Origin of the sequence: Allobosea sp. UC22_33 (genome assembly GCF_042700715.1) — a bacterium.
GTDB lineage: Bacteria > Pseudomonadota > Alphaproteobacteria > Rhizobiales > Beijerinckiaceae > Allobosea.
Genome location: NZ_CP170556.1, coordinates 546,603 through 568,127 on the forward strand (window position 1 = coordinate 546,603; position 21,525 = coordinate 568,127).

The 21,525-nt window shown below is 68.0% G+C and carries 15 protein-coding genes; 4 read left to right on the plus strand and 11 right to left on the minus strand.

The genetic code is table 11. From position 1 onward, the window contains the following. Positions 1 to 11: 11 nt before the first annotated feature. The gene (gene bglX, locus ACFJGT_RS02525) at positions 12 to 2,408 is read right to left on the minus strand and encodes a beta-glucosidase BglX (RefSeq protein WP_377845541.1); all 2,397 of its coding nucleotides are present in this window, start codon (positions 2,406 to 2,408) and stop codon (positions 12 to 14) included. Positions 2,409 to 2,733: 325 nt separating this feature from the next. Between bglX and ACFJGT_RS02530 the strand changes: the two genes are divergently transcribed. Then, a complete protein-coding gene (locus ACFJGT_RS02530) occupies positions 2,734 to 4,326 on the plus strand; it encodes a glucan biosynthesis protein G (RefSeq protein ID WP_377845543.1) in 1,593 nt (530 codons plus the stop codon). A 60-nt stretch (positions 4,327 to 4,386) separates the two neighbouring features. On the opposite strand, the gene ACFJGT_RS02535 is transcribed toward ACFJGT_RS02530, so the two are convergent. Genes ACFJGT_RS02535 through ACFJGT_RS02570 form a run of 8 tightly spaced genes read right to left on the minus strand, consistent with a single transcriptional unit; the run spans position 4,387 to position 13,797 of the window. Then, on the minus strand, positions 4,387 to 5,658 hold the full coding sequence (locus ACFJGT_RS02535; RefSeq protein WP_377845544.1) for an acyltransferase family protein: 1,272 nt from the start codon (positions 5,656 to 5,658) through the stop codon (positions 4,387 to 4,389). Between the two features lie 7 nt (positions 5,659 to 5,665). Beyond that, positions 5,666 to 6,907, minus strand: a complete 1,242-nt coding sequence (locus ACFJGT_RS02540) for a glycoside hydrolase family 5 protein (protein WP_377845546.1) — start codon at positions 6,905 to 6,907, stop codon at positions 5,666 to 5,668. Next, entirely contained in the window at positions 6,904 to 7,809 is a 906-nt protein-coding gene (locus tag ACFJGT_RS02545; RefSeq protein WP_377845548.1) for a methyltransferase domain-containing protein, read from the minus strand. Before ACFJGT_RS02545 ends, ACFJGT_RS02540 begins: the two co-directional genes overlap by 4 nt. Before the next feature lie 2 nt (positions 7,810 to 7,811). After that, on the minus strand, positions 7,812 to 9,023 hold the full coding sequence (locus ACFJGT_RS02550; protein WP_377845550.1) for a glycosyltransferase family 4 protein: 1,212 nt from the start codon (positions 9,021 to 9,023) through the stop codon (positions 7,812 to 7,814). Continuing rightward, entirely contained in the window at positions 9,023 to 10,249 is a 1,227-nt protein-coding gene (locus ACFJGT_RS02555) for a glycosyltransferase family 4 protein (RefSeq protein WP_377845553.1), read from the minus strand. The genes ACFJGT_RS02550 and ACFJGT_RS02555 overlap by 1 nt, the downstream gene beginning before the upstream one ends. Beyond that, positions 10,246 to 11,007: a polysaccharide deacetylase family protein gene (locus ACFJGT_RS02560; RefSeq protein ID WP_377848903.1), complete on the minus strand. Its 762-nt coding sequence runs from the start codon at positions 11,005 to 11,007 to the stop codon at positions 10,246 to 10,248. The genes ACFJGT_RS02555 and ACFJGT_RS02560 overlap by 4 nt, the downstream gene beginning before the upstream one ends. 49 nt (positions 11,008 to 11,056) lie before the next feature. Beyond that, positions 11,057 to 12,376, minus strand: a complete 1,320-nt coding sequence (locus ACFJGT_RS02565; RefSeq protein ID WP_377845555.1) for an O-antigen ligase family protein — start codon at positions 12,374 to 12,376, stop codon at positions 11,057 to 11,059. Further along, on the minus strand, positions 12,373 to 13,797 hold the full coding sequence (locus tag ACFJGT_RS02570) for a GumC family protein (protein WP_377845557.1): 1,425 nt from the start codon (positions 13,795 to 13,797) through the stop codon (positions 12,373 to 12,375). Before ACFJGT_RS02570 ends, ACFJGT_RS02565 begins: the two co-directional genes overlap by 4 nt. 236 nt (positions 13,798 to 14,033) lie before the next feature. Here ACFJGT_RS02570 and ACFJGT_RS02575 point away from each other — a divergent pair, with 236 nt between their 5' ends. Continuing rightward, positions 14,034 to 15,329 carry a lipopolysaccharide biosynthesis protein gene (locus ACFJGT_RS02575; RefSeq protein WP_377845559.1) on the plus strand — a complete coding sequence of 432 codons (1,296 nt, stop codon included), beginning with the start codon at positions 14,034 to 14,036 and terminating at the stop codon, positions 15,327 to 15,329. Here ACFJGT_RS02575 and ACFJGT_RS02580 read toward each other — a convergent pair. Continuing rightward, a complete protein-coding gene (locus ACFJGT_RS02580; RefSeq protein WP_377845562.1) occupies positions 15,324 to 16,322 on the minus strand; it encodes a glycosyltransferase family 2 protein in 999 nt (332 codons plus the stop codon). The two genes, ACFJGT_RS02575 and ACFJGT_RS02580, sit on opposite strands and share 6 nt — an antisense overlap. Before the next feature lie 10 nt (positions 16,323 to 16,332). After that, a complete protein-coding gene (locus tag ACFJGT_RS02585; RefSeq protein ID WP_377845564.1) occupies positions 16,333 to 17,472 on the minus strand; it encodes a GNAT family N-acetyltransferase in 1,140 nt (379 codons plus the stop codon). 502 nt (positions 17,473 to 17,974) lie between these two features. Here ACFJGT_RS02585 and ACFJGT_RS02590 point away from each other — a divergent pair. Together ACFJGT_RS02590 and ald are read left to right on the plus strand one after the other, a co-directional pair. Continuing rightward, positions 17,975 to 20,329, plus strand: coding sequence for a xanthine dehydrogenase family protein molybdopterin-binding subunit (locus ACFJGT_RS02590; RefSeq protein ID WP_377845566.1), 2,355 nt, complete (start codon positions 17,975 to 17,977; stop codon positions 20,327 to 20,329). A gap of 57 nt (positions 20,330 to 20,386) precedes the next feature. Continuing rightward, entirely contained in the window at positions 20,387 to 21,502 is a 1,116-nt protein-coding gene (gene ald, locus ACFJGT_RS02595) for an alanine dehydrogenase (RefSeq protein WP_377845568.1), read from the plus strand. The last annotated feature ends 23 nt before the right edge of the window (positions 21,503 to 21,525 follow it).

Genomic DNA, 21,525 nt, shown 5'->3' on the forward strand with positions numbered 1-21,525 from the left:
GGGCGGAATGCTCACGCGAGATGGAACGACTGCTGCAGCACGTCGCGCGAATCCAGCCCGAGCTGGACGTCGAACTGGCCGCTCTCGACCACTTCCTTCAGGTCGCCATTGATGAACTTGAGCTGGTCCGGACCGATCTCGAAGCGCACGACTCTGGCTTCGCCGGGCTTCAGCGCCACCTTCTGGAAGCCCTTGAGCTCCTTCACCGGCCGCGCGATCGAGGCGTAGGGGTCGGCGATGTAGAGCTGCACGACATCGGCGCCGGCGAAGCTGCCGGTATTGGTCAGCGTCGCCTCGGCTGTCAGCTTTTCGCCCCGCTTGATGCGGGCAGCCGAAAGCTTGAGGTCTGTCAAAGTGAACGTGCTGAAGCTGCGGCCGAAGCCGAAGGGGTAGAGCGCGCCCTGCTCCTCCTCGAAGTATTGCGAGGTGTAGTTGCCGGGCTTGCCTGCGGTATAAGGCCGGCCGATACGCAGCGCGTTGTAATAGGTCGGGATCTGGCCGGCCGAGCGCGGGAAGCTGATCGGCAGCTTGGCCGAGGGGTTGTGGTCGCCGAACAGAATGTCGGCGATGGCGTTGCCGCCCTCGGTGCCGGCATACCAGGTCTCCAGCAGCGCGTCGGCATTGTCCTTTTCCCAGCCGATCGCGAGCGGGCGGCCGTTCATCAGGAGGACGACGAGCGGCTTGCCCGTCGCCTTCAGCGCCTGCAGCAGCTTGCGCTGCGAGCCCGGCATCTCGATCGTGACGCGGCTCGAGGATTCATGCGACATGCCGCGCACCTCGCCGACGACGGCGATCACCACGTCGGACTGGTTCGCGACCGCCACGGCCTCCTCGATCATCATATCGAGCGGGCGGGGGTCCTGGATGACCTCGGGCTTGTCCCAGTTCAGGAAGTTCAGGTAGTCGACCACCTTCTGGTCGTCGAGCACGTTGGCGCCGCGTGCGGTGAGGAGCTTGGCCTTGTCGCCGATCGCCTTCTCGATACCCGCCTTGACCGTGACGGCCTGCTCGGCGACGCCCTGCGCCGACCAGCTGCCGAGGATATCGAGACCGGAATCGGCGAGCGGGCCGACCAGCGCGATCGTGCCTTGCTTCTTCAGCGGTAGGGTTTGGTTGCGGTTTTCCAGCAGAACGATGCTGTCGCGGGCGATCTCGCGCGCCGGCTCGCGGTGCAGGCGATCGTTGGAACGGACGTCGACCGGATCGTCCTCAGCCTTGCCCATGCGAACGAAGGGATTGGCGAACAGGCCCATGTCGTATTTGGCCCCGAGCACCTCGCGCACGCAGGCGTCGAGCTCGGCCATCTTGATCTCGCCGGAGGCGATCAGACCGGACACTTCGGCCAGGTAGACCTGGTCGGCCATGCTGAGGTCGATGCCAGCCTTGATCGCAAGCCTGGCGGCCTCGCGATTGTCGCGGGCGACGCCGTGCCGCGTCAGCTCCGTGATCGCGCCATGGTCGCTGACGGTGACGCCCTTGAAGCCCCATTGCTTGCGCAAGAGGTCCTGCATCAGCCAGGTATTGGAGGTCGCCGGCACGCCGTTGACCGAGTTCAGCGCAACCATGACGCCGCCCGAACCGGCATCGATCGCTGCCTTGTAAGGCGGCAGATAGACCTGGTGCATGCGCAGCGGACTCATGTCGACCGTGTTGTAGTCGCGTCCGCCCTCGACCGCGCCGTAGAGCGCGAAATGCTTGACCGCGGCCATGATCGTGTCCGGCTGGTCGGGCGATGTGCCCTGGAAGCCGCGCACGCTGGCCCGCGCGCATTCGCTGACGAGATAGGGGTCCTCGCCGAAGCCCTCGGAGGTGCGGCCCCAGCGCGGATCGTGGCTGATGTCGACCATCGGCGCGAAGGTCATGTCGACGCCGTCATTGCAGGCCTCGACCGCCGAGACGCGGGCCATCCGCTCGATCACGGCCATGTCGAAGCTCGACGCCAGCCCGAGCGGAATCGGGAAGGTGGTGCGGTGGCCATGCACCACGTCATAAGCGAAGAAGAGCGGGATCTTCAGGCGCGAGCGCTTGACGGCGGCTTCCTGGAGCGGCCGATTGTCGCGCCGGACCACGGTGTTGAACGAGCCGGCGATCCGTCCGGCCGCGACCTCATCCATGAGCTGCGCATGGGGCATCTCCGGGCCGATGCTGATCAGGCGCAACTGCCCGACCTTCTCGTCCACCGTCATCTGCGCGATCAGCTTGTCGACGAAAGCCTTCTTCGTCGCCGCCCGGTCGGTGGCGCGTGCCTGTTTCGGCTTGGCTGCGGCGGGAAGCGCGGCCATTCCGGCCACGAAGGCGGCCGAGGCCATGGCACCGAGCGCCTGCCGGCGGGAGAGGCCGGCAGCGGCCTCCTCAGGGGACACCGTCTCCAGTCCTTCGACGACCGGCGCAGCGTTCTTGGGATCCATGCTGATTTCGTTCACCTAGATAGAGGGCGGCTGGAATTGGGGCGGTGAAGGGGCTTATGGGAGCGGTTCGCGGAGAACGGCGCTCATTCCTTGACCCTTGTGTCGATGATGGGCATGTGTGCTCGGGTGCGCCGCTGCCAATACAGGACGAGCGCTCCGTCCCGCCGACGCCCACCTTTAAGGAGGTAGTGTGAACTTGTCGACCCGTTCTGCCGACGGGGCCCCGCTCATGGCCCGATCTTCCTCTTCAGCCAGTCGTATGCTGATGCGGCTGCTGGACCGGTGCGGACAGGTCCGCAGCAGATCGTGCTTCGCGCGGTTGGGCATGGCGCTCGGTTTGTTCGCCGTCGCGGCGGTCGCCGGGCCGTCCGCCTTCGCCCAGCAGCGTCCGAAATTCGGGCTCGACGACGTCGTCGCCAAGGCGAAGGCGCTGGCGGATGCGGCCTATGTCGCGCCGGTCAGCAACCTGCCCGACGTCTTCAGCAAGATGCAGTTCGCCGACTACCAGAAGATGCAGCCGAAGCGCGATCGCTTCGCCTGGATGGAATACAAGACGCCGTTCAAGCTCGCCTTCTATCATCAGGGCATGCAGTTCAACACGCCGGTGAAGATCAGCGAGATCGTCGACGGTGCCGCTCACGAAATCCCCTACGATTCCGGGCGTTTCGACTTCGCCGACCTGCATTTCGACCGCGACGCGACCAGCAAGCTCGGCTGGGCCGGCTTCCGCGTGGTCTACCCGATCAACCAGGCCGGCAAGCTCGACGAGATCATGAGCGTGCTCGGCGCGAGCTATTTCCGCGTCATCGGCAAGAACCAGATCTATGGCCTGTCCGGGCGGGGCCTCGCGATCGATACCGGCCTGCCGATCGCCGAGGAGTTTCCGGCCTTCCGCGAGTTCTGGCTGCGCCGCCCGAAGCCGAAGGACAAGCACCTGACCTTCTATGCGCTGATGGATTCGGTGCGCGCATCCGGCGCCTACGAGTTCACGCTGATGCCGGGCTCCGATGCCGTGCTGAGCGTCAAGTCGCGGGTCTTCCTGCGCCAGGGTGCCTCGCCGACGACGCTGGGCATCGCGCCCTTGACCAGCATGTTCCTCTATGGCCCGCAGCAGCCGTCGCCGACGCCGAATTTCCGCCCCGCCATTCACGATTCCAACGGGCTCGCCGTGCGCGGTGGCAATGGCGAGTGGATCTGGCGGCCGTTGGTCAACCCGTCGATGGTCGCGATCAGCGATATCCCGGCTGAGAACCCGAAGGGCTTCGGCCTGCTCCAGCGCGGGCGCGATTTCTCGCGCTACGAGGACCTGAAGGATCGCTACGATCTGCGCCCGAGCGCCTGGATCGAGCCGACCAACGACTGGGGCAAGGGCAATGTCCGCCTGGTCGAGATCCCGACCGCCGACGAGACCAACGACAATATCGTCACGCTCTGGGTGCCCGACAGCAGGCCCCCGTTCGGCGAGCCGATGCGTTTCGATTACCGGATGCACTGGACCATGGACGAGCCGGCCCTGATGAAGGGTGACATCTCCCATGTCTGGCAGACGATGCGCTCGGCCGGCGAGTTCTACCAGTCCAACCTGATCCGCGCCGGGGACGGCACGCTGGCCTTCCTGATCGACTTCAAAGGCCCCTCGCTGCGCAAGCTGCCGAAGGACGCCCGCCCCACGGCCGTGGTTGGCGCCAACGACAATATCGAGATCGTCGGCACCGAATTGCAGCCCAATCCGGCCATCCAGGGCTGGCGCCTGAGCTATCGGATCAAGGTCAGGAACCCGGCCGTCTCGTCGGATCTCGACGCGGTGCTGAAGCTCGGTGACCGCACGCTGACCGAGACCTGGAAGTTCCGGCTGCCGGCGTCGCAGGCCGCGACGAACAAGGAAACCTATCTCAATCGCTTCAAGGCGATGGAATAGCTGCCGGCGGTGTCGACGGCTTGTTCCGCTACGTCATCGAATGCACGTAGGGATGCTGCATCACAGCAGATCGGCGATCTTCCAGGCGACATAGCCGAGCAACACCAGCCAGCTCAGCATGACGCTGGCGATCGCCGTTCCAATGATGGTGGTGAGGGCGCGGTCGCTGGCATGTGCGCCGTGATCGGCTTCGACCGGGGCTGTCGCTCGGGAATCATCCTGTTTCCCGCGCCCTTCGCCTTCGGCCGGTGGCTTCGACGCCTGATGAGCGGCGCCTTCACGTCGCGACGCGATTCTGCGCCCGAGCCGGATCATTGGGCGCTCGACCGCGTGATGGACGAGCTGCGACAGTGCCAGGGTCAGGCCAATGCAGACGAGCATCGTGGCGAGGTCGCCCAATCGCCCGGTCAGGGGCATGGCGCGATAGACGGCGGCGTTGACCGGGCCGTGGAACAGGTACATCGCGTAGCTGATCAGCCCGATCCGCGCGAGCAGGGCGGATCGCGGTCGCTCCAGCCTGACCGCAGCGATGAAGACCGCGATGGCGATGAGATACGCACTGACGACGGGCTTGAGTCCCTCCATGATGAAATTGTCGCCGCGCGCCAGCGAGAACGGCGCGACCGCGAGCACCGCGGCGAGCTGTGCGAGGCCGAGAATCAAGGCCGGGAGCGTTGCGCCCGGTCGCCGCTCGACGAGCCAGAGCCGCAGCAGCAGCCCGAGAAACAGGAATGACAGGTGCAGGCCGAGATACTGCACCGGCAGCGCCGCGGCGCCATGCACGCGCAGTTGCACGGGCAGGACGGTCGTTGCGATCATGCAAAGGCTGACGCCGAGCAGGGCGCCGATGTTGCGTAGCCCTCCCGCGGCGAACAGCAGCGCGACGAGGACGTAGAAGACGAGTTCGACGAAGAGGGTCCAGTAGATCGGCGAGAGCCAGGGCTGGCCGAACAGCGGCGGTGCCATCGTCATGTTGGCCAGCACGGCCACGATCGGCGCTGCGTCGCCGGACAGCCAGGTCGCTGTCGCCAGCACGGCCAGCGCCAGCCACAGCGCCGGATAGAGCCGGAACAGCCGCGAGATCGCAAAATGCCTGAGCGGCCGCTCGCCCTGAATGCTGAATGGCACGACGAAACCACTGATCAGGAAGAACAGTGCCACGCCGAACCGGCCGAGGCTCAGGTTCTCGACGGTCGCCCGGGCGGCGAGGCTCATCGGGCCGGTCGCGGCAGGAGCCTGCCGGAGCAGATCCCCGAACAGGTGCTCGACCATGACGGCGAGCGCCGCGATGGCCCGCAATCCGTCGAGATGGACATAGCGCTGTCGGGTCATGCCGGACTCATCGCAGGCCCAGCGCGCGACAGGTGGCGGCATCGAAGCCCGGCCCGGTCGCGCCCTCGGCGAGCGCGAAACCGCCGGCTCCCGCATAGGTCCATGCGGCCCAGGCGAAGCCATAAGCTTCGGCAAGCTCGCGCATGTCGCGCAGCCAGCGCGCACGTGCGACGGCCCCTTCGGGCGTCGCCATGTAGGGCGTCCGGTGGACGCCGAATTCGCCGAGCAGCACGGCATGGGCAGGGAGCCGCTGCGCAATGCGCCAGGCGTTCACCTGCCGAAAGGTCTTCTCGAGGCTTGACCGATCGAAGCCGGCATAGCGGGCGAGCGACCGCTCCGCCTTGTGCGCCTGCTCCAGGGCGGGACCATCGAGCCCGAGGCTGGCGATGCGCCGCCGGGTTGCGGCCGTCATCGCCTCGGTCGAGGGCGGCGCCGGATAGGGGATCGCATCCAGCGCATGGGCCGGGCTGCCGCGCACGCCCTGGTGGGTGAACTGCCAGGGCGCATAGTCGTGATAGGTATAGATCAGGCGCGGATCATGCGCGAAGGGGCGCATGTCGATGGAGGTCAGGGCAGGCGCCGCGTTCATCGCTCCGCCGCCCAGCACCAGCGGCAGCCGGGTTGAGCCCTTGCGGGCCGCCCGGTAGCAGGCTTCGAGCATCGGCTGCCAGGCCGACTGGGACATCTCCGGCTCGTTCATCAGCTCGAAGGCGAGCCGCGGCGCTCCGGTGGCGGCCCGGTCTTCGACAAGTTGTCCCAGCAGGCCGGCCAGCCGCTCCTGCAAGGCGAGCACGGCGCGGAAACGCTGCGTCTCGATCCCGGCGACCAAGGCTGCCGGCCGGTACTCCTGATGCATCGCACTCGGATGCAGGTCGACGATGACGCCGAGACCGGCATCGAGCAGGTCGCGAACCACCCTGAGCAGAAGCGCGTCGAGCGTGTCGCGGGCCGCGTCGCGAAAAGCGAGGAAGGGCCCGACATCGACGGCGAGGCGCACGAAATCGAAGCCGGCGGCGCGGATCGCCTGCCGTTGCGCGGTATGGAAGCGAAAGCGCGACGCCGAGAAGGGCGCATCCCCATAGGAGCCGTCGGCCGCGACCTCGGCCCAGCCCAGCGCATGCGAGACGCCGATGCCGCGGCGAAACAGCGGGATGTCCGTGCCGGCTCCCTGTGCGGCTTGCGCGGCGTCGAGCGAGGCCAGCGTCGCGAGGCCGGCCAGGCCGGAGAGAACAGAACGGCGGCTCGTCACGGCGACAGCCCCGCGCCGCCAGCCTTGCCGGGATAATGCGCCGTCAAGGCGCCATCGAGGATCGCCATGTCGGCCTGGCCGGCGAAAGGAGCAGCGAGGCCGCGCAGCGAAGTCTCGCGCAGGGCGGGATCGATCCTCCGCGACGGCACGAAGCGGACATCGCTCCAGCCCGCGGCCTTGCAGCTTCGGACATAATCGGTGGGGCGTTGCCGGTTCGGCTGTCCGGGAAAGGCGAAGAGCCGGTAGAGCGGCTCCGGGTAACGATAGATGTTGTTGGGGTCGCGCTCGCGGATCCAGCGTGAATGCGTCTGCAGGTCGATGATATGGACGGCCTCGCAGCCGGGTCTCGCCACCTGCGTCATCGCCGCGATGGCGCTCGCGGGGTCGTCGTAATGCTCGAAGGCGGCGCAGCTGACGATCAGGTCGAACATCCGGCCGTCAGCCAGGCGCGGGATGTCGAAATCCCGCCCGACCGCATACCCGAACTCGCGCAAGCCGGACGTGCCGGCGAAGGCTCGTGCCCGTGCGCGGTCGGCCGCGCGGCCTTCGGGAAACCGGTCGAGCAGGCGCCCGTAGAAGCCGGGATCTTCGCCGCCGGCGAGATCGAACACGTCGATGGCGTGATAGGACCGGGCGCCAAGCGCCAGGAAGAGCACGCCGTTGCCGCGCGAGGCGCCGGGGCTCAGCTCCAGCACATCCCGTCCGCGCAGGTCGAAGCCCGGCGGCATGAAGCGGCGCAGCGCGGCGAAGATGTCGAGCAGGTAGGCGATCTGCCCTTCGGGGTCGGATTTCGCCACGCCGTTCGGCGTGGTGTAGCCGTTGAGCTTGTTTTTGCCCCAGGCCAGGCCGAGGAAGCCGAGGCCGAGCACGGTCATTTCGAGGTTGCGCAGGACGGGCTTCATCGTCAGCCTCCGAGCTCGACATGTTTGCGGAGGCCGGAGCCGGGCTGGCGTGCAACGCCCGGCTTCAAGCCGCGCAGCGCGCTTTCGTAGACTTCCATGGTGCGGTCGACGATAGCGCCCCATCCGAAGGCGGCGATGATCCGGGCGGCGCGCTGTGCCTTCTGCGCGGGGTCGGGCACTGCCAGCCTCGCGCGCATAGCGCCGGCCAGCCGATCGACCGCTCCCAACGGGAAATAGCTGTCCGGCCCGAGATCGAGCGCGAGATGGGCGTCGATATCGCTCACGAGGCAGGGCACGCCGTAGCTGAGCGCCTCGAGCAGCACCATCGGCATGCCTTCATGGCTCGATGGCAGGACGAACAGGGCCGCGTGCCGGTAGAGCTGGAACAGCGCGTCGCCGTGCTGAAACCCGGTCATGATCACGCCGGGCGTCGCCTCTGCTGCCGCCTCGACCTCGCGCTGGTAGCTCCCGGCGTGATCGGCCGCGCCGGTGATGACAAGCCTGAGGCCGGGATCGTTCAGATGCGCGAAGGCCTTGATCAGGTCGAGATGCCGTTTCTCCTCGACGATCCTGCCGACTGACAGGATGTAGCGTTGCGGCGCGACCGCGATGCGATCGAGATAGGATGTGTCGAGGCCGGGCGGTGGCGCCTCGACGCCGTTCGGGATGAAGGTCGCGCCGACGCTGAACCTGCGCCTGACACTGTCCGTGATCGCCTTCGATACGCCGATATTCGCATGGGAGAACAGCATCCCCATCGCCTCGCCCGCCCGCAGGATGGACCTGGCGACCGCCCCCCATTTCTGGCGCTCGTAGTCGAAGCCGTGATGCGTCACCACGACATGCAGGCCGAGCAGGCGTGCGAGCGGCGTCAGCAGGGCCGGCCCGATCGCGTGGATATGCACCAGATCCGGGTTCTGCCGCGCCGCGACGAACAGGCTCAAGGCGGTGTGCAGCAGCGTCTCGAAGCTGCGGGAGCGGGGCGACCAGACCGGCGTGACGGTGACGCCTTTCCAGCGATAGGGCTTGCGTGACCTGAGATAGGGCGAGCGGCCGAGCACTTCGACGCGCCAGCCTCGCTCCGCCAGGCGCGTCGAGATCGCGGCGACATGGGTCTCGATCCCACCCTGGATCTCGGGGACGCCGCGCAGGCCGACGAAGACGACTTTTCTGTCCGGTGGATTGGCGCCGATCGGCGGGATCAGGGTGTACATCAGCAGATCGCCTCGTAGAGATTGAGGGTGCGTTCGCGATATTGGTCGGGCGAGAATTCCCGGCCGACCCAGGCGCGCCCGGCGGCGCCCATCGCGGCGCGGGCGGTGGGCGGCAGCGCAGCCAGGGCGACCAGCGCCTCGGCGAGGCCGGCGGCATTGCCGGCTTCGACCAGCAGGCCGGTTTCGCCGTCGGCGACCAGTTCGGGAATGCCGCCGATATCGGCGCCGATCACCGGCCGTCCGATTGCATAGGCTTCGAGGATGCTGACGGGGGCGTTCTCGTACCATTCGGAGGGTAGGACCAGCGCCAGCGCTTCGCCGATCAGCCGCTGCAGTTCCGGCTTGCCGAGATGGCCGGCAAAGCTGACATCGGCGCCGAAATCCCCGGCGAGCCGGCGCAGGCGCGATTCTTCGGGGCCGGTGCCGGCCAGGACAAGCTTCTGGCGCGCCAGCGCGGCGGCACGCAGGAGCGTGGCCAGGCCCTTCTCCGGCGCCAGCCGCCCCGCATAGACGAAATACGCGCCTTCATCGGTTGCGGGCGCAAATCCGCTGATATCGATGCAATTCGGGATATGGGCGATGCGACCGGCGTCCCAGCCCCATGCGATCAGCTTGTCGCGATAGAAGCGGCTGGGCGCGATCAGGCGGTCGAGCGTGTCGCGGTAGAGGCCGAGGCTGCGATGGACCAGCGTCTCCATCAGCACGAGCCCGCTCACCATGGCCGAATCCTTGACGCAGCGATGCAGCAGGACGTTGTGGATGCGCCCGCCATGGCAGCGCTCGCAGACGCTGCCATGGCTCAGCATCTTGTAGGCCGGGCAGGCGATCTTGAGATCGTGCGCCGTCATCACCAGCGGCACACCCTCGGCCTTCAGCGCGCTGAAGATCGACGGCGAGATATGGTGGTAGACGTTGTGGGCATGGGCCACGTTCGGGCGTGCCTGGCCGATCAGCGCGCGGATTTTCCGGCGCGCCTCCAGCGAGAAGATGATCTTGGCCGCCTGCCTTGCCTTGGTGAAGGACCCATCGGCCCCGCCATATTCGATCTCGGAGACGAAATGCCCGGACCAGGGGCTCGGGAGGTTGGCGGGGTGCTGCATCGCGAAGGGCACCACGTCCCAGCCGGCGGCGGTGAACAGGTCGATATGGTCCAGGAAGACGCTCTCCGCGCCGCCGCGCCGGTAGAAGTAGTTGTTGATCGCCAGGAGCCGCCGGGGGCCGGTCATCGCACCGGCCCCCTCAGGCCCATATGGTCGAGCGCGGCATCGACGCTCAGCACCCGGCAGCCGCGCGTGACCGCATAGGCGACGAGCAGGTGGAAGCTCGGCGCCGAGCAGCCATGCGGCGTCGGCCGCGGCGAGACGTCATGCGTGAAGAAGATCAGCCAGCCGGGATGCGCGACCAATCCGTCGATCCAGCGGGCCAGCCCCAGCACATGCTCTTGCGGCTGCCGGATTTCGACCGCCCGCAGGAAGGTGGGGTCGGTCGGCCCGCGATTGACCCCTTCGCCGCCGGCCCGGCAACTGCGGAAGCTGCGCGCGAGCAGGGCCCGTTTCCCGAGGGAGCCGCTATTGTAGGGATAGGCGAAATTCCGCGGCATCGGGCGCGGGTCGACCGCGTCGAGATAGCGTGCGTTGCGGGCGAGGTCCTCGGTCAGGGCTTGCGCGCCGACATGGCGCAGGTCGTGATGGGCGAAGCTGTGGCAGCCGATCTCGTGGCCGCGTGCCGCGAGCTCCCGGCAGCCGGAGCGGTCGATCAGCCTGCGGCCGGGCTCGACCCGCCCCTCCAGCCCTCCCGAAATGTAGAAGGTCCCGCGGGCGCCGTTCGCTTCGAGGATCGCGGCGCCGATATCGAGGGCCGAATCCGGCACGTCGTCGAAGGTGAAGGAGACGATCGGCTCCCGGGTCGGAACCTGCATGATCTCTCGCGGAAGGGCGCGGATCAGCCGGTTCTCCAGCCGCGCGGCGTAGCGGTCGATCAGCATCGGCAGGCGGGCCGCGTCGGCCGGGGCAGACGTCATCGTCGCGTCTGGATCAGGCATGAGCCGGCTCCATGCCGTGGGGGTGGTTCGCCGGCTCCCGGATCTCATGAGCGCTGGCCTGGAGATGCAGGCCGAAGATCGCGACGACGAGCATGAACCAGATCAGGCTGCCGGACTGGAAGAACAGGCTCTCGACGCAGGCCGCCAGGATTCCGTAAAGCCAGATTCGCACGAACAGGCGGGTCAGCGCCGGGTCGTTGGCGGTCGCTTCGGCCCGGGCGATGGCGCGCAGCGGCAGCCAGACGATGAGAACCAGCGTCAGGGCGAGGCCGGGAATCCCGGTGGTGATCGCCATGTCGAGATAGGCGTTGTGGCCGTTGAAGGCAGCGTAGGCCCAGCCGGCCGCCGCGCCGCCCTTGTGGACCATCGCGTCGGTCTGCCAGAACAGCTGGAAACCGTGGCCGGTCAGCGGCTTGTCGAGGACGGCGTTGGCGCCGATCTTCCAGATGTCGACGCGGTTGGTGAAGGTCGGGTCGATGCCGAGCTGGGCGATCAGGCCGCGCAGGGTTGGCGACATCGCGCAGCCGATGGTCAGGATGTTGATGGCCGCGATCCCCAGCACGACCATCGGCACCCGCAGGGTGCGCCAGCGCTCGAAAGCCCAGGCGATGGCGAGGATCCCGGGCAGGGCGGCGATCGCGGATTTCCCACCGGTCTGCGCGAGGAACACGGCCGCCGGCAGGACCATCGCGCCGCCGAGGATGCGTCGGCCCGTGCCGAACAGGTACAGGCCGACGAAGCTGATCACCACCATCGCCGCGGCGGCGACGTTCTTATGGGCGAAATGGCCGCGCCAGAGCCCGGCATTCATCGGCTCGCGGATTTCGCCGGCCTGATGGATCGCCAGATGCGGCATCAGCGCGACGCCGAGATAGGCGAGCGCAAGCGCCCCGAGACAGCAGAGCGTGAGCATGCCGGCGAACTGGCGCTCGGAGCGGGGCAGCAGGAGCAGGATGCTGCCGTTCACGAGCGTCAGCATCGCCAGGAAGACGCGCTTCAGCGCGAGGTCGGGCTGTGCCGAGAGGGCCGAGACGAAGCCGAACCATATCAGCATCACGATCAGGATGCCGCGAGGCCGGGCAGCCAGGTGGCGCGCGCTCGATCGGAAGACGGTGAGCCACAGCGCCGCCGTCAGCCCGAGATAGACGACCTGGTTGAGCGTGTTCGACTTGGCCGTCGCGGCATCGCCCGCGGCGGCTGCCGAGAGATCGATGAACGGCGTCAGCGTGACCAGATAGAACAGCAGCGTCGCGGTGAAGAGCAGGGGCGCGGCGATGCCGGCAGCCGGGCGTGTCTGGGTCTGGTCCATCATGGCGTTGCGCTCCTGCGGATGGCGCGGAGGTAGCCGAGCCCCGCGAGCACGCCCGCCGCGAGCAGCAGGCCGAGAACCGTGCCGGCGGCGGCTGCGACGATCGGGCGGGGCGGCCAGGTCGGCCGCGAGAGCGCGGTCGCCGGCGTGATCACGCGCACATCCGTCGCGTCGATCTGCTGGCGCTGCGCGGTCTCGCCGGCCCGCGTCAGGAAGGTCTGGTAGAGCGCGGTCCGGGCCGCGGCTTCGCGTTCGAGCTCGCGCAGCTTGACCAGGGCCTGGTCGTCGACGGAGACGCTGCCGCGCAGCGCCTTGGTCTCGCCGTTCAGCGTGTCGAGCGCGCGCCTCGCCTGGTCGACCTCGATGCGGGCGGCGCGGCGCAGCCGCTCGGTCTCGGATCTGATCGCCTTGGCCAGCGCATCAGCCTCGGCCAGCACGTTGAGCAGGGACGGGTGGCGCGGCCCCATCGTCTTGGACAGCACCGCGACCTGCCGGCGCAGTCCCGCCTCGTCGGCGAGCAATCCGGCCAGCGTCTGCGACTGGACGCCGCCGCCCTGTACGCCCTGGGCCGAGACCGAGCGCGAGACCTCGCCGTAGCGCGCCTCCGCCTCGGCCAGGCGCGCCTTGGCATCGGTCAGCTTGGCGCTCATCCGCTCCAGCGCTTCCGAACTGAGCGGCTGCTTCGAGAGCCCCTGCTGCAGGCCATGTGCGCGGCGGAAATCCTCGACCTGGTCTTCTGCGGCAGACGCCGCGGCCTTGATCTCGCCGAGCCGGGCGCTCAGTCCCTGCGCCGCGCGCCCGACCCGCTCGGCATCGGCTCGCACGATCTCGGCCCGGAAGGTTTCGGCGATGGCATTGGCAAGCCGTGCCGACAGCGTCGCATCACCAGCCCAGGCCGAGACGGACACGACATAGGAGCGCTCCTGCCGGGTGACGGTGACGCGCCTTGCGATGGTGCGGGCGAGCTCGGCCGCATCAGCCGGCGGGTCGGAGGCGCGCAGGAAGTCCGGCAGCCACGGGCTGGGCGCGAATTCGGGATCGGTCCCGAGATCGAGCGCGTCGACGACCCGCCGCAGGACATTGCCCGAGGTGATCATCCGCATCTTGCTCTCGACATCCAGGATCTGGCTGTCGCTCTGGATATTGGTGGCGTAGAGGTCGTTCGGGGCGATCAGCAGGTTCGATGGCGCAATCGTCAGCTCCGTCGCCGCGGTGAAGCGCGGCGTGACAAGCTGGCCGGCCCCAACGGCCGCGGCGGCGCCGGCGAGCGCGGCCATCGCCAGCCAGGGCCAGCCGCGCAGGAGCCAGCCCAGGACCCTTGTGGGGCTGATCGCATGGGCCGGCGGGAGAGCCCTGTCGACGGCGCGTCGATAACGGGCATCGTTTCCGCCCGGCATCGGGCTGGTCTCGGTGGTGACGTACATGTCGGTTTGCGTCAGCTGGAGGGCGAACTGATTTCGAGCCTTGCCAGGGCCGGCCTGGGGAGTGCGCCGTGCGGGCGGGCAGGACTGGCCGCGGCAATCATGAGCATGGGTCCTCCGGTCTCACATCAGTCTAGAAATCACATCTTCAGATTGAAGTAATCATTCTCTGATAGTTAAATGCAACCTATGGTAGTGTTCTCAATTAAACGTTAACCTTAACTTCGGGGCGGCTGACGATGTCGAGGTTGCTTGCGGGCGGGAAATCGCGATCCGCCCGCCCGGCCGTTGTCAGTTATCTGCAATCGAGCGGTGCTCTGGCCTCGGCCGCGCTATCGCAACTGGTGACCTTTGCGATTCTCGCCCGGGCGCTCGGGCCGACCGAGTTCGGCTTGTTCGTGCAGATTTCGGCCGTCGCCACCGTTGCGGTCCAGCTCTGCGGCCTCGGCGCCTCCGATTGCCTGCTGCGCCGGATCTCGCGCGAACCGGGGCTCTATGCAGACCTGCTCGGCCATAATCTCTGCCTCATCGGAGCCACAGGAGCGGTGCTCGTCGTCGGCGGCGTCGCCGCGCTGTCGGGTTGGCTCCGGTTGAGTTCCGGCTCATCGGTCGACACCGCGACATTGGTGTTGCTGCTCCTGGGCAACGTCGTCCTCGTCAGGGTGATCCTGCTCGTCGAAACCGCCTTTCTCGCCCTCGGCCGACTTCATGCCGCCAATCGCGCCGTCATCGGCTTCGCCCTGGCGCGCATGGCGACCGCGGCGCTGGCTTGCCAGGCCTTCCGGGTCTCCACCCTGTCGGAGTGGGCGCTGTGGCAATGCGCGGGGAATCTGCTCTACGCCGCGATCGGGGCCGCCTGGCTCCGCCCTCTCGGCCGGCCCCGCTTCGCGATCCTGCGCGAGGAACTGAAGCCCGGCATCCTGTTCAGCTCGCAATTCGTGATGCGGGCCGTCCGCGCCAATGTCGACCTGCTGGCGATCGGCCTATTCGCGCCGCTCGCGACGGTGGGCAGCTATGGCGTCGCCCGGCGGATCGTGGATTCGAGCTATCTGGCAATCGATGCCCTCAACCGTTTGCTCTATCCGCGCCTGGCACGGGAGAGCCGCGACGGTCTGCATCTCGCCCTGCCGGTGGCGAAACGGGCGCTGGTCGCGGCGCTGGGGCTCGGCCTGGCGACCTGGCTTGCCCTGTTCCTGCTTGCGCCTGAGCTGCCTGTCCTGTTCGGGCGGCAATATCCGGAGCTATCCTTCTTCGTGCGCTGCCTGTCGGGCACGATCGTTCTCGTCGGCGCCTGGGCTGCGGCGATCGACCTGCTCGGAGCCTCCGGGCGGCAGGATGCGCGGGCCTGGGTCCTGAACGGCGCCAACCTGTCGGGCAGCGTCCTCATCGCGGCCGCGACCTGGCTGGCCGCTCCGCTCGGCACCTTCATCGCGCTCTATCTCATCGAGGGGGCGATCGTCGCTGCCGCCTGGCTCGTGCTGCTTCGTCTCGCGCAACGCAGTCGCGTGCAGGCAGAAGCCCGCCGGGCGCTATGACCCGTCCCTGACGATCCGGCTCTCGATCCAGGCATCGGGAGCCTTGCGCGCCTGCAGGAAGCCGAGCGGCAAGGCGGCGGCGTGGAACAGCCAGGCGACGACGGCATAGAGCCCGAGCGACAGGCTGCGCTGCTTCAGGCTCATCGCGCCGATGATACCGGCCGTCAGGGCGGCATCGATCGCAAGCCCGGCCAGCGGGCTCGGCATCGCGAAAGGCAGCGCGATCATCACGGCGAGCCAGGCATAGACGCCGGTCCAGAGCTTCAGCTCCGGCAGCTCGCGGACGAGATGGCGCCAGCGCGGCTGGCCGAGCGCCCCGCGCAGCAATTCCCCGATCCCGCGCAGATAGCCCGATTTCCAGCGCCGCAGCAGCAGGGCGTAGGCATTGAGCGCGTGCCCGAAATGCCGGACGAAGCGGCGGTCGAGGCGATGCAGGCTCCAGCCATGCAGCCGCAATCTGACGCCGAGGTCGAATTCCTCATAGCCGTGCAGGTTGCGGTCCGAGAGATAGCCGGCCTGTTCGACCGCCGCCCGCCGATAGAGACCGCCGCCATTCATGCGGTCGATCGGCCCCGTGCGGTTCTCCGGCGCGGCGCGGCGCCCGCGCCGGAGATATTCTAGGCTCGTCTGGTTCATCTCCTCGACATGACCGGTGACGCCGGCGATGCGCGGATGGGCGTCAAGGAAGGCGAGCGCCTCGGGCAGGAAACCGGAATCGAGCAGCATGTCGCCGTCCATCAGGCAGATGAAGGGCTCGCGGCTGTACTGGAAGCCGAGCTGCGGGCCGATGCCGCAGCTCGGTGCAGTCGCCGGGTCGAGCTGAACGACACGGACAGGGTAGTCCGCGGCGATGGCGAGCGTGCGGTCGCGCGATCCGCCATCGGCGATGATGATCTCGCCGCCGATGCCATCGAGCGCGGCAAGCACGCTCTCGATGGCGGCGCCGATCCGCGCCTCCTCGTTGAGCGTCTTGAGGATGACCGAGACCGCCATCGCATCTGCCTCAGTGGAAATCGGTGAGGAGCCGGCTCCAGTCCTCACCGGCGAGGCCGCCGATATAGATGTCGCCGCGCGCGATCGCGTCGTTGATCTCGGGAACCCGCGTCAGCGCGAGGGCGAAGGCCCGATGCCGGAAGACGAGCCAGCGCTGCAGCGAGAGCCCGGCCATCAGGGCGGGTTGCGCCCGGCCGCGCGCCTCGACATGGCCGGTCTCGTCGAGATGGTGGAACATCGCGTCGAGCACGGCAGGCTCCCTGCCGGGAAGCGCCAGGATGTTGAGGACATGCGCCGTCCGTCCCGGCGCCGCGTAATAGACGAAGCAGCCGATGATCGCGCTGCCGCGGTCGAGCACCGAGCGGATGGTGAAGGCACCGAGCCCGGTGTTCTGCGCGGCGAGCGACACCAGCCAGAAGAGTTCTTCCTCCGCCCAGAGCGGCCGCACCGCGTAATGGGCGATCAGCCGCGGCGCATGGACCAGGAATGTCGGGACGGGCATCTCCGCGACGCGCAGGCCACCGTGGTCCCGGATGTCCCGCTGGGGCAGCAGGCGCCGCAGCAGGCTGTCGAGCGGGCGCGCGAGAACGGGCAGGTTCGGGACCTTGCCGCGCAGGACGCGCGTGTCGAAGCGCCCGGCCAAGGCTCCGAAGGGGCGGAAGCTGCGGGACCATTCCAGGTTCTGCAGGGTGATCGGCTTGCCGCCGATGGCGAGGAGATGATGGCTGCTCGTCGGCGACGCGCTGTCGCAAAAGGCCAAGTCGGCACGTTTTGGGCGCAGGGCGAGGATGAGTTGCGCGGCTCCGGCGGCTTCCCTTTCGGCATCCGTCATGAAGACGCCGAGCAGCCGCCCCGGCACGATGTTTCCGTAGGCCACGAAGCGCATGGGCACGGCGAGCAGCGCGCTCCGGATTCGCCCATCCTGCTGCTCGTAGATCTGCGTGCCTGCGGCTTCGCTGTAGGATGGGGAGGCCAGCAGCAGCGTCCGCAGGTAATGTTGGAGGTCGGCGCCGGCCGGCTTGTCGGCTTGCCTGAAGACTTTCAGGAACAGCCGTGCGACGGCCGGCACATCCGAAGCCCGGATCGGCCTGACCATGCCGCGCTGCGGGGGGCGCCTGTCCGCGCGCCTGTCCGGCTCGACCAGCGTCATCGGGTCGTGGCCTTCAGGGCGAGGCTGAGAAGCGGCTTCGGTATGGGAATGGGCCGATCCGGCATTGCAACGACCTCCTCATGCCCGGCGCCTGTGCCCCGGCGAAGCAGGGCGGGGCCATCTCGGGGCGAGGCGATCGCACTGCGTAATACAACCTATACGATTAAATTATGAGATATCCGTAAAGAATGGACGTGTCAGACACTGCACGGCCGTCGGCGAAGACAGTCGCTGTTCCGAGAATGGACACGGATCGGGCCGGCCCGTCCGGACCGCAGCCGGCCGGCGGCCGATTCTTGAAAGGCGCACCCCGTCGAGCTACCTCACGGTCAATGGAGCTATGTCGCGGGGACAGGCGCCAATCGGCGCGAGCATGCCTATGATCACCGCGCCCGGGGCTGCATCTCGAAAGACGAGGCGGTGCCGGCACGAGGCCGAAGCGCTCCTTGCTGATCCGCTCAGGGTCACCGCTGCGGCCGTCATGCGACGATGGTGCCTTGCGATGAACATGCATGTTTCTCAGGCCGATCGCCTGGCAGGACGCGCGGCCGGCATCGGCCAGTCGCTTCCCCGTAAGGAGGATGCGATCCTCGTGCGCGGCGAGGGACGCTATACCGACGATCTCGCGCTGGACGGCCAGCTTTACGCAGCCTTCGTCCGCAGCCCGCATGCGCATGGCGTCATCCGCGGCATCGACACCGCCGATGCCAGGGCGATGAAGGGCGTCGTCGCGGTCTACACGGCCGATGATCTCGAAGGCCAGGGCTACGGCGCGTTGAAATGCGCGGTGGACCTGCCGAATCGCGACGGAACGGCGATGAAAAAGCCGGTCCGGCACGCGCTGACGGCCGACAAGGTGCGCTTCGTCGGAGACCCTGTCGCGATGGTCGTCGCCCGCACGGTGCAGCAGGCGCGCGATGCCGCCGAGGCGGTGGCGCTCGACATCGACATCCTGCCCGCTGTCACCTCCGCCGAGGCGGCGCTGGCGCCCGGCGCGCCCGAGCTCTTCGACGACGTGCCCGGCAACCTCGTCCTCGATTACCAGTTCGGCGATGCCGGCAAGGTCGCGGCCGCCTTCGCCGATGCGGCGCATGTCGCCAGGGTGCGGATCGTCAACAACCGCATCATCGTGAACCCGCTCGAGCCGCGCGCCGCCATCGGCGCCTATGACCGCAAGACCAAGCGCTACACCCTGCATGCCCCGAGCCAGGGCGCCTTCGGCATGCGCAACAATCTGGCGGCGGCGATGGGCGTGCCGCAGGAGCGGATGCACCTGCTGACCGGCCATGTCGGCGGCTCCTTCGGCATGAAATCGGCGGTTTTCCCGGAATATGTCGTGCTGCTCCATGCGGCGCGCCTGCTGAAGAAGCCCGTGAAATGGGCCGACCAGCGCTCGGAGAGCTTCGTCTCCGACCATCACGGCCGCGACATGGTGTTCGAGGCCGAGCTTGCCCTCGATGCGCGCGGGCGCTTCCTGGCGACGCGCTTCACCGGCTTCGGCAATATGGGCGGCTATCTCTCGCAGCCCGGTCCGCTGATGGCGACGCTGAACATCGGCAAGAACAGCGTCGGCATGTACCGCACCCCGCTGGTCGAGGTGCAGACGCGCTGCGCCGTCACCAACACCGTGCCGATCGCCGCCTATCGCGGGGCGGGGCGCCCCGAGGGCAATTATTTCATGGAGCGGCTGATCGACACCGCCGCCCGCGAGATGGGTATCGACCGGGCCGTCATCCGCCAACGCAACCTGATCGCGCCCGCGCAACTGCCGTGGAAGACCCCGATCGGCACGGTCTATGACAGCGGCGACTTCCCGGCGCTGTTTGCGAGGGCGCTGGAGGCGGCCGACTGGAAGGGCTACCGGGCGCGCGAACGCGCCAGCCGCAAGGCCGGCAAGCTGCGCGGCCGCGGCATCGGCTGCTATCTCGAGGTCACCGCGCCGCCGAGCAACGAGATGGGCGGCATCCATTTCGAGCCGGACGGAACGGTCACTATCGTCACCGGCACGCTCGATTACGGGCAGGGGCACTGGACACCCTTCGCCCAGGTCCTGACCAGCCAGCTCGGCGTGCCCTTCGACAAGATCAAACTGGTGCAGGGCGACAGCGACCGCCTGATCGCGGGCGGCGGCACCGGCGGCTCGAAATCGATCATGGCGAGCGGCTCGGCCATCATCGAGGCGAGCGAGCGCGTCATCGAGAAGGGCAAGCTGCTGAGCGCCCATTTCCTGGAAGCGGCCGCCGCCGATATCGAGTTCGTGGATGGCCGCTTCGCCATCGCCGGGACCGACCGCTCGATCGGCATCATGGAACTCGCCCGGAAGCTGCAGGAAGGCGCGTCGCTGCCCGATGATCTGCCCAGCACGCTCGATGTCGATCACGTCTTCAAGGCGGCTCCTTCGGCCTATCCCAATGGCTGTCATATCGCCGAGGTCGAGATCGATCCCGATACCGGCCATGTCGAGATCGCGAGCTATGTCATGGTCAATGATTTCGGGGTGCTGGTGAACCCGATGATCGTCGAGGGGCAGCTCCATGGCGGCGTCGTGCAGGGCATCGGCCAGGCGATCTGCGAGATGACCTCCTATGACGAGGAGGGCCAGCTCAGGACCGGCTCCTACATGGACTATGCGATGCCGCGCGCCGCCGACGTGCCCTTCTTCACCTTCATCAGCGAGGGCGTGCCGACCCGCACCAACCCAGTCGGCGCCAAGGGCTGCGGTGAGGCCGGCTGCGCCGGCTCGCTGCCTTCGGTGATGAACGCGATCGTCGATGCCCTATCGCCGCATGGCGTGCGCCATATCGACATGCCGGCGACGCCGCAGGCGATCTGGAGGGCGATCCACGCGAAGGCCTGACAGCGCGCCGACATTGGCGCAGGATCGCAATATTCCAACAATAACGGGGAGGAAGTGATGCGCGTCGGTGTGCCCAGGGAGATCAAGGTTCACGAATACCGGGTCGGGCTGACTCCGGAGGCCGTGCGGGAATACGCAGCGGCGGGCCATGAGGTCCTTGTCGAGACCGGCGCCGGGGCGGGCATATCCGCCCCTGACGCAGCTTATGAAGCGGCTGGCGCGAAGATCGTCGCGAGCGCAGCGGAGGTCTTCGCCAGGGCCGAGTTGGTCGTGAAGGTCAAGGAACCGCAGCCCTCGGAATGGGCGCAGCTCCGCGAAGGGCAGATCCTGTTCACCTATCTCCATCTCGCGCCCGATCCGAAGCAGACGGAGGGGCTCCTCAAGTCCGGCGTGACGGCGGTCGCCTATGAGACCGTGACCGACAAGGCCGGCGGTCTGCCTCTGCTCGCCCCGATGAGCGAGGTTGCCGGGCGGCTCGCGATCGAGGCTGCGGGCCGCTGCCTGCAGCGCCATGCCGGCGGCCGCGGCGTGCTGATCGGCGGCGTGCCGGGCGTGCCGCCGGCGCGCATCGCCATCATCGGCGGCGGCGTCGTCGGCACCCATGCGGCGCGCATGGCGGCCGGGCTTGGCGCCGATGTCGTGATCCTCGATCGCTCCCTGCCGAGGCTCCGGCAGCTCGACGAGCATTTCGGGGGCAGGGCGCGCACGCGCTTTTCCACCCTCCATGCGATCGAGGAGGAGATCCTCGCAGCGGATGTCGTGATCGGCGCCGTGCTCATCCCCGGCGCGGCGGCGCCGCGGCTCGTGTCACGCGCGCAGCTCTCCCGGATGAAGCGCGGCGCGGTGCTCGTGGATGTCGCGATCGACCAGGGCGGCTGCTTCGAAACCTCGCGGGCGACAACACATGCGGACCCGACCTTCGAGGTCGACGGCGTGATCCATTACTGCGTCGCTAACATGCCGGGCGCCGTGCCGCTGACCTCGAGCTATGCGCTGAACAACGCCACGCTTCCCTTCGGTCTGGCTCTGGCCGCGCGCGGCCTGGATGCCATTCGCAGCGATCCGCATCTTGCCGCGGGGCTGAACATCCACCGAGGCCGGATCACCAATGCGCAAGTCGCGGAGAGCCTGCGCCAATCCTACGAGCCGGCCCAGACCGCGCTCGCTGCCTGAGAGCTTCGGCCACGGCCGTGTCG

Excerpts from the sequence above, each read along its gene's own strand:
- ACFJGT_RS02535 (WP_377845544.1), bottom strand. The coding sequence starts at position 5,658 with ATGACCCGACAGCGCTATGTCCATCTCGACGGATTGCGGGCCATCGCG.
- ACFJGT_RS02565 (WP_377845555.1), bottom strand. The coding sequence starts at position 12,376 with ATGATGGACCAGACCCAGACACGCCCGGCTGCCGGCATCGCCGCGCCC.
- ACFJGT_RS02545 (WP_377845548.1), bottom strand. The coding sequence starts at position 7,809 with ATGAAGCCCGTCCTGCGCAACCTCGAAATGACCGTGCTCGGCCTCGGC.
- ACFJGT_RS02575 (WP_377845559.1), top strand. The coding sequence starts at position 14,034 with ATGTCGAGGTTGCTTGCGGGCGGGAAATCGCGATCCGCCCGCCCGGCC.
- ACFJGT_RS02560 (WP_377848903.1), bottom strand. The coding sequence starts at position 11,007 with ATGCTGATCGACCGCTACGCCGCGCGGCTGGAGAACCGGCTGATCCGC.
- ACFJGT_RS02590 (WP_377845566.1), top strand. The coding sequence starts at position 17,975 with ATGAACATGCATGTTTCTCAGGCCGATCGCCTGGCAGGACGCGCGGCC.
- ald (WP_377845568.1), top strand. The coding sequence starts at position 20,387 with ATGCGCGTCGGTGTGCCCAGGGAGATCAAGGTTCACGAATACCGGGTC.
- bglX (WP_377845541.1), bottom strand. The coding sequence starts at position 2,408 with ATGGATCCCAAGAACGCTGCGCCGGTCGTCGAAGGACTGGAGACGGTG.
- ACFJGT_RS02550 (WP_377845550.1), bottom strand. The coding sequence starts at position 9,023 with ATGTACACCCTGATCCCGCCGATCGGCGCCAATCCACCGGACAGAAAA.
- ACFJGT_RS02555 (WP_377845553.1), bottom strand. The coding sequence starts at position 10,249 with ATGACCGGCCCCCGGCGGCTCCTGGCGATCAACAACTACTTCTACCGG.
- ACFJGT_RS02570 (WP_377845557.1), bottom strand. The coding sequence starts at position 13,797 with ATGTACGTCACCACCGAGACCAGCCCGATGCCGGGCGGAAACGATGCC.
- ACFJGT_RS02530 (WP_377845543.1), top strand. The coding sequence starts at position 2,734 with ATGGCGCTCGGTTTGTTCGCCGTCGCGGCGGTCGCCGGGCCGTCCGCC.
- ACFJGT_RS02585 (WP_377845564.1), bottom strand. The coding sequence starts at position 17,472 with ATGACGCTGGTCGAGCCGGACAGGCGCGCGGACAGGCGCCCCCCGCAG.
- ACFJGT_RS02580 (WP_377845562.1), bottom strand. The coding sequence starts at position 16,322 with ATGGCGGTCTCGGTCATCCTCAAGACGCTCAACGAGGAGGCGCGGATC.